Annotated in this window: 13 protein-coding genes; 3 read left to right on the plus strand and 10 right to left on the minus strand. The window is 53.4% G+C overall.

Features of this window, described 5'->3' with window-relative positions; translation table 11 throughout:
• Window positions 1–182: 182 nt before the first annotated feature.
• Window positions 183–818: a helix-turn-helix domain-containing protein gene (locus FHW16_RS24820; protein ID WP_348643935.1), complete on the plus strand. Its 636-nt coding sequence runs from the start codon at window positions 183–185 to the stop codon at window positions 816–818.
• Window positions 819–1084: 266 nt separating this feature from the next.
• Here FHW16_RS24820 and FHW16_RS24830 read toward each other — a convergent pair whose 3' ends face one another.
• From FHW16_RS24830 to FHW16_RS24840, 3 genes are all read right to left on the minus strand, one after another.
• Window positions 1085–2209, minus strand: a complete 1125-nt coding sequence (locus FHW16_RS24830; RefSeq protein WP_182552065.1) for an NAD(P)/FAD-dependent oxidoreductase — start codon at window positions 2207–2209, stop codon at window positions 1085–1087.
• Window positions 2210–2265: 56 nt separating this feature from the next.
• Complete coding sequence (locus FHW16_RS29120; protein ID WP_182551963.1) at window positions 2266–3819, minus strand: amino acid ABC transporter permease/ATP-binding protein; 1554 nt, start codon at window positions 3817–3819, stop codon at window positions 2266–2268.
• Window positions 3820–3901: 82 nt separating this feature from the next.
• Window positions 3902–4744 (minus strand): ABC transporter substrate-binding protein, encoded by an 843-nt coding sequence (locus FHW16_RS24840; protein ID WP_432652084.1) that lies wholly within the window; start codon window positions 4742–4744, stop codon window positions 3902–3904.
• Between the two features lie 216 nt (window positions 4745–4960).
• Between FHW16_RS24840 and FHW16_RS24845 the strand changes: the two genes are divergently transcribed.
• Window positions 4961–6046: a LacI family DNA-binding transcriptional regulator gene (locus FHW16_RS24845; RefSeq protein WP_182551964.1), complete on the plus strand. Its 1086-nt coding sequence runs from the start codon at window positions 4961–4963 to the stop codon at window positions 6044–6046.
• 146 nt (window positions 6047–6192) lie between these two features.
• Here FHW16_RS24845 and FHW16_RS24850 read toward each other — a convergent pair whose 3' ends face one another.
• Window positions 6193–7116: a LysR family transcriptional regulator gene (locus tag FHW16_RS24850; protein ID WP_182551965.1), complete on the minus strand. Its 924-nt coding sequence runs from the start codon at window positions 7114–7116 to the stop codon at window positions 6193–6195.
• Window positions 7117–7219: 103 nt separating this feature from the next.
• Between FHW16_RS24850 and FHW16_RS24855 the strand changes: the two genes are divergently transcribed.
• Window positions 7220–7954: an alpha/beta fold hydrolase gene (locus FHW16_RS24855; protein ID WP_182551966.1), complete on the plus strand. Its 735-nt coding sequence runs from the start codon at window positions 7220–7222 to the stop codon at window positions 7952–7954.
• 282 nt (window positions 7955–8236) lie between these two features.
• Here FHW16_RS24855 and FHW16_RS24860 read toward each other — a convergent pair whose 3' ends face one another.
• From FHW16_RS24860 to FHW16_RS24885, 6 genes are all read right to left on the minus strand, one after another.
• Window positions 8237–9067: a carbohydrate ABC transporter permease gene (locus FHW16_RS24860; protein WP_182551967.1), complete on the minus strand. Its 831-nt coding sequence runs from the start codon at window positions 9065–9067 to the stop codon at window positions 8237–8239.
• Window positions 9064–9942: a carbohydrate ABC transporter permease gene (locus FHW16_RS24865; RefSeq protein ID WP_182552067.1), complete on the minus strand. Its 879-nt coding sequence runs from the start codon at window positions 9940–9942 to the stop codon at window positions 9064–9066. The genes FHW16_RS24860 and FHW16_RS24865 overlap by 4 nt, the downstream gene beginning before the upstream one ends.
• Window positions 9943–10009: 67 nt before the next feature.
• A complete protein-coding gene (locus FHW16_RS24870; RefSeq protein ID WP_182551968.1) occupies window positions 10010–11278 on the minus strand; it encodes an extracellular solute-binding protein in 1269 nt (422 codons plus the stop codon).
• A gap of 70 nt (window positions 11279–11348) precedes the next feature.
• Entirely contained in the window at window positions 11349–12419 is a 1071-nt protein-coding gene (locus FHW16_RS24875) for an ABC transporter ATP-binding protein (RefSeq protein WP_182551969.1), read from the minus strand.
• A 9-nt stretch (window positions 12420–12428) separates the two neighbouring features.
• Window positions 12429–13940, minus strand: coding sequence for an alpha-N-arabinofuranosidase (locus tag FHW16_RS24880; RefSeq protein ID WP_182551970.1), 1512 nt, complete (start codon window positions 13938–13940; stop codon window positions 12429–12431).
• A gap of 142 nt (window positions 13941–14082) precedes the next feature.
• Complete coding sequence (locus FHW16_RS24885; protein ID WP_182551971.1) at window positions 14083–15009, minus strand: ArsR/SmtB family transcription factor; 927 nt, start codon at window positions 15007–15009, stop codon at window positions 14083–14085.
• Window positions 15010–15242: the final 233 nt, after the last annotated feature.

Raw genomic sequence — 15242 nt, forward strand, 5'->3', positions numbered from 1 at the left:
CAGCAGAAGTCTTCCGGCAAAAACTGCTCGCACAGAGACGGCGTGCGGGTTAGCTTCAAAAGCGCGCAAGTCGCGCTTCAGCGTGAACTCACACCACAAAGTTAAAGTGTCCTGTTTCTGCAAAGTAGAAACGTCGCTGTGTCACCTTCTCGTTGATTGCAACGAGATTTGGGATGCGGATTTTGGGACTGATTTTGATGAGCGAGCGCGAACTGCATCGTATTGAGGTTTTGTCAGAGGTTGTTGAAGGTGGCCGCACGCTGGCTTCGGCGGCCATTGTGCTGTCGTTGAGCGTGCGTCAGGTGCAGCGGATCCTGCGGACCTTCTGTTTTGAAGGCGCTGCGGCGCTGCGTCATCGCGGCCGCGGCCGACGATCGAACAACCGCATCAATGATGGCGTGCGTGACTTGGCGCTGCAACTGGTGCGGGAACGTTACGCGGACTTTGGGCCGACGCTGGCTGCCGAGAAGCTTTCTGAGCAAGGATTTTCCGTATCGCGCGAGACGCTGCGCAAGTGGATGGCAAAGGACGGTTTATGGCTATCACGCAAACAGCGCCGGACGTTTCGCCAGCCACGGCTGCGACGGGAATGTGATGGCGAGTTGATTCAGGCAGACAACGGCACAGCTCTCGTCGCCGCCGCGGCGGCAGGACTCGGAATCGCTTACCTGCCCGATTGCCTCACCCACGAATATGTGGCCTCCGGTGCGCTCGTACCGATCATGACTCGTTATCCGCCGCCCCCGCAGGTGCATATGTCATCCGCCCGCCAGGTCAGCATCCCGCACGGAAAATACGGGTCCTCACCGAACTCCTGATCGAGTTTTTCGACCAGTCTCCACACTTTGCGAGAACTGTCCCTATCTGAGTGGTCCGTCGGCTATGATGGTCTGGATCACGAAAGGGACGACGATAGCCGAGCGATATGTATAAGCCTGACGAAAGCTTACGGGTCTGCCTCGTATTGTCAGAATCTTTAATCCAAGCCTGATTGCTGTTGGAGGAACCCTGGCAAGAAGTGGCGAATGATACCCCTCGTAAACTTGGGTATCTTAACCACCGAGGGGCATCATGAACAGGATAATTATCCGAACCGCCCCGGACGGAAGGTTTCCAGAAGTGGATTCAATTGCCCGCTGGCAATTTCGCCAGCCAGCAATTCTCCTGCAATCAGGCCGAGGGTTGCACCACTGTGGCTGAACGCAATGTAGTATCGTGCGATGTCATTGAGCTGCCCAAAAACCGGTTCCCCGTCTCCAGGAATTGGTTTCGGTCCAACGAAATAGGTGTCGAGTTCCAACTTTGGGTTGCCGTCGAGCACTTTCGAAGCTTCTTCGAGGAGCCTTGCCACCGTCGAATCTTTTACTTTGTAGATACCGCCCGGCCGCACGATGACCTCTTCCTCCGACCATGCAGAATCGAGTACGAGTGCGCCGGTCGGCGTCGGTCTGATCGCCACACGAGGGGTATTCAATACAGCCCGAAGAGGCAATTGTGTCGGCTTCGTCCGGACAAGTAACGCAATCGGTGTGCCATCGGGAATAAAATGCCCCGTCTCGGCCGCTGTGCCCGGAACATTGGCTCCGGTAGCCAATAGGACCGCATCGGCTTCGAAGGTGATACCACTTGCCAAAGTAACCCCAGTTGCGCGGCCATTCTCAACCATAACCATGGCCAAGCCTGCATCGGTCACCAGCGTGCCACCGCGTTCCAAAAACTCCTGACTCAAGATGTCTATTAGACTGGGCAGATCAACCCAACCCTCGCCGGGATTGAAGACAGCCCCTTGCGGTGTGACAGAGCGCTTATCAACGCCAGGCGTAACGGCTGCGATCTCATCCGCAGAAAGGAGCTGAGCATCGTATCCGATGTCGCGTTCATACCTAAAAACCGCTGCAATCTCATTCGCATCATCGTCTGCGTCCCACGTTAGCCCTCCATCGAAACGCAGCCACGCGACATCGGGATACTTTGCTGCCAGGGTGCGATAACGATCTATGCCGGCCATCCGCAAACGGTGGTATTCATCCGAGCGTTTCCGCGAAGAATTCAGCCAGGCTAATGAGCGCCCCGATGCACCGCTTGCCAAAGGACCGTCGTTGACGAGGATCGTTTGAACACCCAAGCGAGTAAGATGGACAGCGGACGAGACACCAAAAATACCGCCGCCAACGACAATGACTTTCGACACCAAGGAAGATGAATTCATGATAGAGACTTTCATTAGTATGATGGATTCAGATTGAACTTGCATTCAATAGACGGTTACAGAACCTCGGCCAGAAAACGTTTCAGCCGGGAGCTTTGGGGATGGTCAAAAATGGAGCTTGGTGTGCCCACCTCAACAACACGGCCCTCGTCCATGAAGACAACCTGATCGGCCACCTTACGAGCGAAACCCATCTCGTGCGTGACGACAACCATGGTCATGCCACGTTGCCCCAAATCAGCCAAAAGGTTGAGAACCCCTTTCACCAGTTCCGGATCAAGCGCACTCGTGACCTCATCGAAGAGGATGACCTCCGGATCCATAGCCAGTGCACGGGCTATCGCCACCCGTTGCTGTTGTCCCCCGGAAAGACGGCTGGGGCGATGATGACTGCGGGCTTCCAGCCCAACATCGGTAAGCCGTGCATGTGCAATACGCTCCGCTTCCGCCTTGGGCAGGCCCTTTATCTTGGTCAACGCAAGCATGACGTTCTCAAGCGCCGTATGATCCGGAAATAGGTTGAAATGCTGGAAAACCATCCCGACGCGTCTGCGCAGCTTCTCGGGTTTCATCGCTAGAATACTCTCACCATCGATGCGCACATCGCCGCCCTTCGGTTCGACAAGCCGATTGATGCAACGCAGCAACGTTGATTTTCCCGAACCGGATGGCCCGATAATACATGTGACAGTGCCCGGTTTTATCGCCAAGGTTACCTGCTTGAGCACGTCGAGATCGCCGTATGACATATCCAGATTGCTGACCCCGAGACTTCCGCCCTTGAAACGCGGCTTGCTGGCTTCACTCCGGGCAGTCGTCGACTGCCTGTCGCGGGCACCGTTGTCATTGTGAATACCCTCCAGTTCGCTGACCTCGGCAAGTCCACTCGTAACAGAACCGCTCTTATGCTTGCCAAGCCGCAGGCCGTTATCAATGTAATTCACCACGTGGGTCAGTGGGACCGTAATAAGGAGATAGAAGATTCCGGCGAGCAGAAGGGGTGACAGGTTTCCGGTAACAACGGCCTGATCCTGACCAACGCGGAATATCTCGCGTTCTGAAGCCAGCAAACCAAGAAAATATACGAGACTTGAGTCTTTGACGTTTCCAATGAATTGATTAACGAGTGCCGGCAATACACGCCTGATTCCTTGCGGGATCACAATCAGGCGCATCCCCTGCCCGTAACTCATACTGAGGGCCCGACAGGCTTCCATCTGCCCGCGCTCAACGCTCTGAATACCGGATCGAATAATTTCTCCGATATAGGCACCTGCAATCAGGCTGAGTGCGAGAATCCCAAGAGGGTAAGGCGAAGGACCGAAAATCTCCCGGCCTATACGGGCAAATCCCTGTCCAATGAGAAGAATGGTCACGATTGCGGGCAGTCCGCGGAAGACATCAGTGTAAATACGCGCGGGAAGCCTCAACCATCTTGAGCGGGATATGCCCATGACTGCCAGCAATAGACCAATAAGAAGTCCAAGCACGGTCGAGGCCGCAGCAAGGATCAAGGTGTTTTTCACTCCGACGGTGATCATGGCGGGCAAAACCGCCGCCATTGCGTCCCAATCCAGAAAACTTCGACGCAGATTTTCAAGCCAATTCATCCCATTCCCCTTTTGTTGCATTGACCATAAAGATCAAGCCGCAAGGCCGCCGCCTTCAGGCGTCAAAGCAGCGGCCATACGGTCATTTCTTGGGAAGGTACGCGTCGGGCATAGGTGAGCCTGGAAACCACTTTTCATAAAGCGTCTTCCAGGTCCCATCCTGCATTGCCGCATGGAGGGCCGTGTCTAATGCCGTTCGGAACGCATCGTTGCCTTTGCGAATAACGAAACCTGCTGGGGCATCGAAGGAGGGGATATTCACCGCGATCTTGAGTTCCGGATAACGTTCACCATATTGCTTTGCGGCCTCATAATCGAGGAAATGGGCATCGATCGTTCCGTTGTTGAGGCCCGAAACTGCCGAATTGTTGTCGGGAAATCTGACAAGGTCCGTGCCAGCGAAATTTTTGGCAGCATAGATTTCCTGAAGAGTCCCCTGCACCACACCCAACCGTTTGCCTTTCAATCCATCAGCGGATGTAATTGCCTTATCGGCTGTGAGAACGGAGAGATACCCGGCAAGATAACCGTCGGAAAAGTCTACAGTCTTCTTGCGTGCTTCCGTCGTTCCAATGGCGGCGACAGCCACATCAAAACGTTCATTGGCAACGGACGGCATGAGTGCCGAGAACTCCTGCCCCGTGAAAACCACCTGATCTTTTCCAAAACCAAGTCTGCTTGCAACATTCAGAAAAAGCTCGATGTCGAAACCAGTGAATTGGCCATCCGCGGTTGTAAACGTGTAGGGCTTTGCGTCACCCATCGTGCCAACGCTTATGACTTTCTCGTCAATCAAACCATAAGGGTTGTCTTTGGCCGCCGCCATGCTGGAAACGGCCCCAAAACCGGCAAGCGCGAATGACAAGGTCATCATCCCAACCCGGGCAGACTTCATCATCCTGCTGAAGAGTATTAATTTGCTCATGTCTTGTTCTCCACTCTGAAAGTTATTTTTCTAATTTGGCATGCACTTGAAACTGGCGGGCTGACCCTTCATTGCTATCGGCTCTTAGATTGCCCGGATCGCTGAGAAACAAAAATTGCCATATGAGACCGGTCTCTTATTGATTGAGACCGGTCTCAATGCTAATTGATATATTCACATTGACCTTCCGTCAACAACCCTTGTAGTGCTTGAAATATGGAAACTGCTGCTCAAAAATCTCGATCCGTTACCGTCAGCGATGTGGCGCGAGAGGCCAACGTCTCGAAAGCAACTGCCGCACGCGTTCTGGGCGGATATGGCGTTGTCAGCGAAAAAGTCCGCGCAGATGTACTAGCAGCTGCCAAGGCACTGGATTATCGGCCCAATGAGCTGGCCCGAAGCATGACGACCGGAAAATCCGGAATTATCGGTGTGGTCGTCGGCGACATAGAGAACTCATTCTTCAGCTTTGCTGTCCGCGGCATTAGCGATGTAGCGAGAGCCGCGGGATTCAACGTTATCCTGGCAAACTCCAGTGAACAAATCGAGGTCGAGAAAGCTGCCGTGCGTGTCTTGATCGGCAAACGCGTGGACGGGCTGATCGTCACCCCCTCAGAATCCCGTGACGTGTCGCATTTGCGGGAAATCCACCGTTCTGGCAGGCCGTTGGCCCTCCTCGATCGCGCTTTATCTGATTTCGACGTTGATACGGTTACCGTCGATGACCGGGATGCTGCGATGCGGGCAACGAAGATTTTGACGGAGGCTGGGCATCGCAATATTGCTTATGTCACGGCAGTTGATTTCGCTGGACGCGAATATCGAGAGCTTAAGCAAATCTACACATCCTCAGTTCGCGAGCGTATCGAGGGTTTTCTCGCTGCGTGTCGGGCGAGCGGCGTAGAAAAACCTGAGAGATTTGTGCAACTCGGCGCAACGAATTCGCAAGAGACACGGACAATCACTGAGAACCTTCTTTCGAAACATGATCGACCAACGGCGATCCTTGCATCCGATAGCCTGATCGCTCTCGAAGTATTCAAAGTCATTCGCGAACGCGGACTGCGTATTCCCGAGGATATATCATTAATTACCTTCCATGACGCAGATTGGACAAGCGTGACGAGTCCGCCCATTACAGTCATTGATCAGCCAGCCTACACACTGGGTAAAACCATTGCGGAACTTCTCATTCGGCGATTAAAAGGGGAAACCCACACACCCAAAAGAGTTGTTATAGACACATCACTCATCGAACGCGGTTCGGTTGGACCACCCCCTGGTATTAAAGGCGGTCAGTAGCGTGCGCGGTCTCGTTGCCCCTAGAGCAACGATCAGTCGCTATCTCAATCAGATCGGCTGTATCAATACCTCCGTGCTGTTGCCTCCCTCTTACCTACCTCGCTGGCTGCGTGGCATGGCATGGCATGGCAATCTGCGCTCGGTCGTCAAGATGGCTCAATGGTTTTATTGTCGGCGCGCAACAGCCGTAAGTGATTGATCAATGCCCTGAACGCTGGAGATGTTCTGGTCCGATCCGGATAGTAAAGGCTAAAACCCGGCAAATCCGGAAGCCAGTCGGACAAGACAGAGACGAGTCGCCCAGACTTGATATCCCCGCGAACCTGAACCTCGAAAAGGTAGGCGAGCCCCAAGCCGTCGAGAGCCGCGGAGCGTATCGCCTCTCCATCGTTGAATACCAGATGGCCGCCTGTTTTGAACTCGACAGTCTTGCCCTTTTTCGACAACGGCCAGCGGTAGAGCCTCGTCGAGCTGACGAAACGATATCCGATGCAGATATGCGCCGAGAGGTCGTTGGGATGCGTGGGAACCGGACCGTGTTTTTGAAGATACTCCGGGGAGCCCACGATCATAACAGGTGCGGATCGCGTAAGAGGTACAGCGACCATATCCCTATCGACCAGGTTACCGAACCGGATACCTCCGTCGAATCCTTGGGCTACGACATCGCTAAATCCCTCGTCGATCGACACCTCAATTGACACATTCGGATATTTCTCGCGAAACGACGTAAGTGACGGACGAAGAATGGTCTCGTAGGCGACAGGAACCATCGTCAACCGAACGGCACCTGAAACAATAGAACGCATCTCCTGCAGGTTGGCCAGTTCGTCGCCGATATCCCGAAGGGCTGGTACGAGCGTCCCGAGAAGTTGCCTTCCCGCCTCGGTCGGCGCGACGGTGCGTGTCGTCCTGGCAAGCAAAGCTACGCCGACACGTTGCTCAAGCTGCCTTACCGCATAGCTGAGCGACGATTGCGAAATTCCAAGCTCGGCTGCGGCAGCCGTAAAACTCTGGTGTCTTGCTACGGTCTCGAAGACGGCAAGGTCACGAAGTACGAGGCGATCCATTTATCTAACTCATCGATAGGGACATGCGAATTACATGATCTAATAGATAGGCGGTCCGTTCGCTATATTCGAGACATGAAATTGAGTTAAGAGGTGTGAGACAATGAAGAAACTTATGCTGGCAGCCCTTATTGGAATCTCCATGGCTGTCCCCGCCTTTGCGGATGCCACAAATATTGTGCTGGTTCACGGTGCGACGATGGACGCATCAGGGTGGCGGCCAGTTTACGACATTCTGAGAGCGAAGGGTCTGAAAGTTAGCGTCGTCCAACTGCCGCACACCAGTTTGGCGGACGACATCGCCGCCACCCGGCTCATCCTCAAGCAGCAGAAGGGTCCTACAGTACTCGTTGGTCATAGTTACGGCGGAGCGGTGATCACGGAGGCAGGAACCGACGACGTGGTAAAGGTGCTGGTGTACGTGGCCGCCCTGCAGCCCGACAAAGGCGAGAACTTGACCGAACTCTCCCAGCGGTACCCGATGAAAATCGATATGGAGATGCTCGACGCTCACACTTTTGTTCCTAGCCCGATGACGTATCATGACACGATCGCCGCAGACCTTCCCAAAGATGTAACCGACTTCATGTCCGCATCCTCGAAGCCGATGACTTTGGAAACCTATCAGGTAAGGTTCCACCAAGCGGCATGGCATGGGAAACCGACATTCGGCATCGTAACGACCGAGGACCGGGTTATTCCTCCAGAGTTGCTGCGTTGGATGTACAAGCGGGCAGGAACCAAAACCACGGACATCAAGTCGAGCCATATGGTCTACATGTCTCATCCGAAAGAAACCGCAGACGTCATCCTCAAAGCCGTAAAGTCGGTAAACTAACTGTCCCTGCCTCGGACACCGGATGGATTATCTCGATAGCGCGAGCGGTTTTTCCTTGAATATGGAGGTCGTCCGGTTTTGCCCTCGAGGGCAGTTGTTCGCTAGGAAACCTTCGTATTGTTTTCAGGGTTGCAAGTAGTCTTCCTCGTCCAAATCGAGGCGTGAACAATGCTATGATGGTACTAAGCGGCACTTCTTACAGCAAGAACTCTGCTTGTCATGGCAACAAGTACGACCCGCCCCGGTTGTGCCAAAGCGGGACCGATGACAGTCGGGCACCTTTTATCCTTTGACACCCGACGAGATCATGACTGCCTCGGTGACTTTCTTTTGAAAAATCAGATATGCTACCGCGACAGGCATCGCCCCAAGTAGCGCAACCGACATCAACCGTGCATAGAACACGCCAAACGCGTCCTTGACCTGTGTAATACCAACAGGGATCGTCATCATGTCCTCTGTAGTGACTGCAAGGAAGGGCCAAAAAAACTGGTTCCAGGCCATGATGAAGGTGATGATGGCCAGCGCTGTAGTGATGCCCCAGTTTAATGGCAAGTAGATCTTAAACAGGAGTGTGTAATCGCCACCTCCGTCGAGCACCACAGCCTCGCGCATCTCCTTCGGCACGGCATCGAAAAACTGCTTGTAGACGATGATCACAACCGGAACGATAAGCTGCGGCAAAATTATGCCAGCCCAGGTATTGATGAGACCCATGTCGTTGATCAGGATGAATTGGGTTACAATCAGAGCCTGTGAAGGTACCATGAAGCTTGCCAGCACCACCCCATAGAGAATACGCCTCCCGGGAAACCGCATCTGGGAAATGGCATAAGCACACATCATGCCGGACAGGATCACCGTTATCGTAATGATGATAGCGGTACCGATCGAGTTTATGTACCAATTGATGAGATTGGTGTTCCAGAGGATGTCAACATACGAGGTTAGATTGATTTCGTCCGGGAGAATACCCGCCCCATCCGAAACCACGCGTTCCTCTGAGCGAATCGAGGTTATAAAGGCCCAATAGAGCGGAAAAATCCACAATGCCGCAGCGAGAAAAGTGCCGGCCGTCAATACCCAGTTTTCGATTTTTTTGACCGATTTCATCGACGTCCTCCTGCACGAAGGAGCTGGAACTGCAGAACCGAGAGCATTGCGATAATAATGAACAGCACAAGCGCAATCGTTGAGGCATAGCCGCCGTGGTTTAACTGAAAGGCCTCACGGTAAACCATCAAGAGCAGCACGTAAGACGAGTTGAACGGTCCACCACTGCTAAGCAAATAGACCTGATCGAAGATTTTCAACTGCAATATCAGCTGAAGGGTCAACACCAAGGCAGTGACCGGCCAAAGGAGCGGCCAGGTTACCTTTGTGAACAACTGTCGTCGCGTGGCGCCGTCGAGTTGTGCGGCTTCGTAGTAGTCCTTTGAAATATTGCGCAGACCGGCGATGAAAAGCAGGACATTGAATCCGTTCGTCCACCAGATCGTTACGGCAGCAACCGTCGGCATGACCCAATAGGGATTCTTGAAAACAGAAACGGGCTTTCCAGTGAAAAACTCTATCACCGGCTGCAATACGCCGAACTGAAAGTCCAACATCCATGTCCATATCTGCGTAACGACAGACACAGGCAATATGTATGGCAGGAAGAAAATCGCCAGCGCCAACGCCTGCAAAGCGCCACGCAGGCGCCTGATCATCAATGCGAAGCCTAGCGCCACAGCAGTTGTCGGAACGACCGTCAAGAGCACGAAATATCCGTTGTTCTTCAACGACGTCAGAAATAGCCTGTCAGATAAAAGCCGTATGAAATTGTCAAATCCTACCCATTCCCCTGAACCGATGAGGGGCGCATTGGTGAAGCTCAATTGCACGAGCCGGATTGTCGGGTAAAGAAATACCACCACGAACGTCAGCACGAATGGTGCAACGAGCGAAGCGGCAACGGCCATCTCCTTGCGCCGGTTTGTCAACATAGGCACGTCAGGAACCTCCCCAGAATTATTGGTGGCCGTGCCCTAACGCGCGACCACCGGCACGTCATCATTTCAACTTCTCCTGGAGGTCCTGTTTGATCTGTTCCGCAGCCTGCATTGGCTCAGCATAGCCATGAATGGCCGGGGAGATCACATTGATGGCTGCATCGTAGGCTGGCGATGCTACACCAGCGATTGGCGAACGCGGGTCATAAGAGGCAGTGTTTGCGAGCGCCGCATAGGTGGCATTCGGCTCCATCTTCCTGAACGCCTCGCCTTCGGCCACTTCCTTGTAAGCCGGGATGTGTCCGGCCTCTGCCCAAGCGAGTGAGTTTTTCTCCATCCAACCGATCACTGTCATGACGGCCTTGCGTTTTTCAGGTGACATCTTGTTGTTGGCCGGGATCGCAAAGGAATGGGAATCTGCCCACGTCGTCTGTGTTCCCATTAGATTGGGCACCTGAACCGCTCCCCATTTATAGCCAAGCGTTCCTTTCTTCTCCAGATCGATCATCGTGGGAACTTCCCATACGCCGTTCAACGAAAATGCAGACTTTCCGGAGGTAAACAGCGCAACTGATGCTTCATACTCCGCCTGTTCAGGCTGCCAGCCATTGGTAGCCCAATTGGTCATGATCTCAATTGCTTTGGCGGCCTTTTCGAGGTTGTCTCCGGCAAGCACTTCTTTGCCCGTGATCAACTCGCCTCCCTGCTGACGCAACAATGTATAAAAGACGCGGAAAGTACCTCCGTCATCACCGGTTGCATAAGATACCGGTGCTTCTGCGCCTTTTTCTTTCGCCAGAGCCAGAGCCTCTTCAAAATCCTTGAGGTTATTAATGCCTGTCAGCTTGCCATCGGCGTCGAGAAATTTCGAGCCTTCCAAATATGACTTGTTATAGTAGAGAACGATAGAATGGATATCGAACGGCACCGCATGAAGCTTGCCGTCATCGGAACTCGCAGCCTTTATCGATGCAGGAAAAAAGCTGTCCTTCGTAACGCCAGCATTCTTGAGATCTTCATCCGTAATTTCATCGAGCACGCCCTCTTCCAGACCAAGCGGCATACGTGAAAGGTGATACGTCATGACGTCCGGCCCCTGCCCCACAGCCACAGCGGTGCGGACCTTGGTATAGAATGGAATACCCCATTCAAGGGTCGTACCGGTGATCTTAATGTCGGGGTGTTCGTCATTGAAGCGGGCGATCAATGCCTTCATGCGAACACCATCGCCGCCACTCAAAAAATCCCACCAGGTGACGTTCTCTTGAGCCAGAGCCGGTATCGCCGTAAGGGCCATTGCCGTTGCAGCAAGCAAAGCTTTATATCGCATAAGAATTCCTCCCTCATCAAATGCCACCCTTCTCCCGTTGGTGGCGATTGAACCTATTTCATGAAGGCGTTCAGCGTAGCCGACGCCCGTCTTCCGCAAAAACAAGAATGTCTTCAGCCGACGCTCCGAGGGATATTGTTTGCCCATCGAGGCTTTTGCGACGTTCGCGGGTCTCAACAACGATGGCCTGCCCTCCGATTAAACGCGCATGCAAATAGGAAACGCCTCCAAGGTCTTCCTCCAGTTCGACCGTCGCCGGAATGCCGTTATCGACTGCTTGCAAATGTTCGGGCCGAAGCCCGATCCTGACGCTGGTGCCTTCGCCGATCTCGGCCCTTACTTTCGCCAGTAATTCCTTCCCGGTTCCGTCCAAACCAATCCGTAGCAACCCGTGCTGCCGCCCGAGAACCCGACCCGGCAAAAAGTTCATGGCGGGCGAACCGATGAAACCGCCGACAAACTGGTTGTCAGGATTATCGTAAAGCTCCAATGGCTTACCCGCCTGCTGGATCACACCACTTTTCAACACGAAGATGTGGTCGGCCAGCGTCATCGCTTCAACCTGATCGTGTGTGACGTAAATCATCGTGGCACCAATCTGCTTATGCAATTTGGCCAGTTCGAGTCGCATCTGCACGCGCAGTTCAGCATCGAGATTGGATAGCGGCTCATCGAAAAGAAATACTTTCGGTTGCCGGACAATGGCACGGCCAATGGCCACGCGCTGGCGCTGACCGCCTGACAGTTCGGAGGGCCGTTTTTGTAAATGGTCCTCGAGATGGAGAATGCGGGCTGCCTCATGCACCATTTCGTTGGTGCGCGATTTTGCGGTCTTCTTCAGCCTCAGCGAGAAGGCCATGTTTTCAAAGACCGTCAGATGCGGATAGAGCGCATAGGACTGGAACACCATCGCAACCTCACGCTTGGCCGGCTCGACATCCGTGACATCGCGCCCCTCGATGGAGATCGTGCCGCCGGTCGTATTTTCCAGTCCGGCGATCATCCGCAAAAGCGTTGACTTGCCGCATCCCGAAGGTCCGACGAAAACCGCAAAGTCTCCCGTAGGAATTTCCATGCTTACATCGTGAATGACGCCGACGGGCCCAAAACTCTTTCTCACATTATGCAAACTGATCCCCATCTCGATGCCTCAATTCGTCTTGAGGCGAAAGACATGATAGGAAAGCGGTGCAATAGACCCCTTCAATTTGCCGTCCTCAATCCCCACGCCCGCGCCCTGTTTCGGAGCGACATGATCCGGGCGATCCGGACCATTCGTTTCGTTGAGCCCGTAACCTTCCATTGCATGATGCTCAAAGAGCGCGGGCTTGGCGAAACCGGTGAGACTGACGTCGAGTTCGGCTTTGTCAGTCAGGTGCCTGTTCACGACGAACAAGGTCAGAACGCTCTCTTTGCGGTCGTAAACTGCGGCAACATCGAGATAGGAAACATCATCGGCGACATGGCAATTATACATCGGCGCGTCCACCGCCACATTGAGCGCTTCACCACGCCCGTAAATCGACGCAAAACGGTATGGGTGATAGATCGTCTGCCGCCAGGCGGGCCCGTTCTTCTCCGCGCGGATTGGTGCGATGACATTAACCAACTGTGCAATACAGGCAATGCGCACGCGATCAGAGCGGCGTATGAACTCGTTCAGAAGGCCCGCAACGAACAATGCGTCTTCAAAGTTGTAGGTTTCTTCGAGCAACGCCGGTGCTTCTGGCCAATCCCAGGTTCTCCAGCGATGGCTGTCTTCGTCACGGATGTGGTACCATACATTCCATTCATCAAAGCAGATGTGCACATCGTTCTTGGCGCGTTTTTTTGATTTCACATAATCGATCGTTCCAGCAATGGTTTGGATATATCGTCCGGTTTCCTCGATCTTGCCAAAATAGTTGAGCGTGTCCTTGCTTTTGTTGCCGAAGTATTTGTGCAGCGAAATATAGTCGACGTTCTCGTAACACTCCTCCAGTACCTCCCTTTCCCATTCGGGATAGGTCGCCATGCCGTCATTGGAACTGCCGCAGACAATCGCCTCAATGTCACGGTCAAAGGCCTTGAAGGCCTTGGCCGTTTCATTGGCAAGGCGACCATAATCCGTCGCGACCTTGTGCCCGATCTGCCAGGGGCCATCCATCTCGTTGCCAAGGCACCACATTTTGACCTTGTACGGATCGTCCTTGCCATGCGAGCGCCGCAGATCGCTCCAGGACGTGCCCGATGGGAAGTTGACATATTCGAGAAAGTTGCGCGCCTCCTCAAGTCCACGTGAGCCAAGATTGACTGCCAGCATCATTTCAATGCCCGCCAGGCTCGCCCAATCGGCGAACTCGTTGACGCCGACCTGATTGGTTTCCTTCGAGCGCCAGGCCAGATCCAGCCGAACGGGACGCTGGTCTTTTGGCCCGATACCGTCTTCCCACCGATAGGCTGAGACGAAATTGCCGCCCGGGTAGCGGATAGCCGGAATCTTCAGATCCTGAACAAACTTGAGTACATCCTTGCGGAAACCCTGTGCATCCGCCTGCGGATGACCCGGCTCATAGATACCGCCATAGATCGCACGACCCATGTGCTCAATGAAGGCGGAGTAGAGGCGCTCATCAATGTCACTGATCTTAAAATCCCTATGGACGGCTACCCGTGCTTTCATTCTATGTCGCTCCCTTAAAATCCAATAAAACGATATTAATCGTATTTTTGGATATAGTCAGAGCAGTGCGCCGCGCTTGTCAATGCCCAGAATGTGCTGCAGCGCACAAGACGAGATGGAATTCTCTATGAGAAATCAACCATTACTTTGTTTTCAAACGCAAAATAATATCTTGATCATAATTGCCGAAACCCCGTCCGAAGATGTTGATCCCGCCCGGGTGCCGGCCTTCGGCTTTCACCTCCACCCGCAACCGTATGGATCGGTGGGCATCCAAAGCCAGGTCGTCCGTATTTACATCCGAAATCTTGTGGCCGTCGACAAAAGTGCCCGCTGGCCCCACAGACCAAGTCTTCAACATACCGTATTGGGATCCTTTCAGTTTCCACCAGTCCGGTGTGTAAGTGCCACGGCGGTCGCCATAATCTCCCGGCGAAGTCCAAACGCCGATTTCCGTGCCATTGATGGACAAGACGATATCCGACGGCCAGTTAGCCAGGGTGCCCGGGACCTCCGAGCTTACTTCCATAACAATTTCAATGGCTTCTATACTGCTTCCACGGAGTTTGGCGTTGTTGGGAAACTGGTACTCGACAAAGCCGCTGGTAAACCACAGCAGGCTCGTCTTCATCCGCTCCGGATCTATGAACGTCTCCGGCACATCCAGAAGACCAATAATTCCATGGACAGAGCAGATTCCGCAGGGACCCGTCACCGCATTATTCGTATAGAGCCCGAGCGGCATCGAGACCTCGATAAGATTTGAAGACAGGGCGGGCCTGGTCGGATTAAATGTTACGACGAGTTCGTCATACACCGCAAAACAGATTTTCTGATTTCCCTTGCGGGCCTTTTGCATCTCGGTTCGGACCAATCCCGCCTTTTCAAGCACTTGAAGATGCGCCGATACCGAGGACTGTGGTAACCCAGACATCTTCGCGAGGTCGTTCACGTTCATGCCGGATTGCTTTGACAACTCTTTCAACAGCTTGATCCGGGGCAACGAGGACACTGCCTTGATTGCCACCAAGTCTTTTTCTGGATCTATGACAAGGAAGTTCGAATTCATTTTGCATACCGAATGATCCAAGATTCTGGTTTCATATCGAAATTATCGATTTAAATAAATCACATTGTGAAAATTTCTTGTGCTTTGCTGGCAGTGGTCAATTACGTTTCGAACTCGGGTCTCCAATTTTGCAGCGACTGAGGCAATTGTGCTGCTCGGGCACAAATTACAAAGCTGGGCTCGGCGTGGAAACGCTTTACGGCGGGCCTGCATCAATGCAGAAATGCATGGCG

Source organism: Phyllobacterium myrsinacearum, from assembly GCF_014138285.1.
GTDB lineage: Bacteria > Pseudomonadota > Alphaproteobacteria > Rhizobiales > Rhizobiaceae > Phyllobacterium > Phyllobacterium myrsinacearum_A.

Coding starts and splice junctions, on each gene's coding strand:
- FHW16_RS24830 (WP_182552065.1), bottom strand. CDS start 2,209: ATGAATTCATCTTCCTTGGTGTCGAAAGTCATTGTCGTTGGCGGCGGT.
- FHW16_RS29120 (WP_182551963.1), bottom strand. CDS start 3,819: ATGAATTGGCTTGAAAATCTGCGTCGAAGTTTTCTGGATTGGGACGCA.
- FHW16_RS24840 (WP_432652084.1), bottom strand. CDS start 4,744: ATGAGCAAATTAATACTCTTCAGCAGGATGATGAAGTCTGCCCGGGTT.
- FHW16_RS24845 (WP_182551964.1), top strand. CDS start 4,961: ATGGAAACTGCTGCTCAAAAATCTCGATCCGTTACCGTCAGCGATGTG.
- FHW16_RS24850 (WP_182551965.1), bottom strand. CDS start 7,116: ATGGATCGCCTCGTACTTCGTGACCTTGCCGTCTTCGAGACCGTAGCA.
- FHW16_RS24855 (WP_182551966.1), top strand. CDS start 7,220: ATGAAGAAACTTATGCTGGCAGCCCTTATTGGAATCTCCATGGCTGTC.
- FHW16_RS24860 (WP_182551967.1), bottom strand. CDS start 9,067: ATGAAATCGGTCAAAAAAATCGAAAACTGGGTATTGACGGCCGGCACT.
- FHW16_RS24865 (WP_182552067.1), bottom strand. CDS start 9,942: ATGTTGACAAACCGGCGCAAGGAGATGGCCGTTGCCGCTTCGCTCGTT.
- FHW16_RS24870 (WP_182551968.1), bottom strand. CDS start 11,278: ATGCGATATAAAGCTTTGCTTGCTGCAACGGCAATGGCCCTTACGGCG.
- FHW16_RS24875 (WP_182551969.1), bottom strand. CDS start 12,419: ATGGGGATCAGTTTGCATAATGTGAGAAAGAGTTTTGGGCCCGTCGGC.
- FHW16_RS24880 (WP_182551970.1), bottom strand. CDS start 13,940: ATGAAAGCACGGGTAGCCGTCCATAGGGATTTTAAGATCAGTGACATT.
- FHW16_RS24885 (WP_182551971.1), bottom strand. CDS start 15,009: ATGAATTCGAACTTCCTTGTCATAGATCCAGAAAAAGACTTGGTGGCA.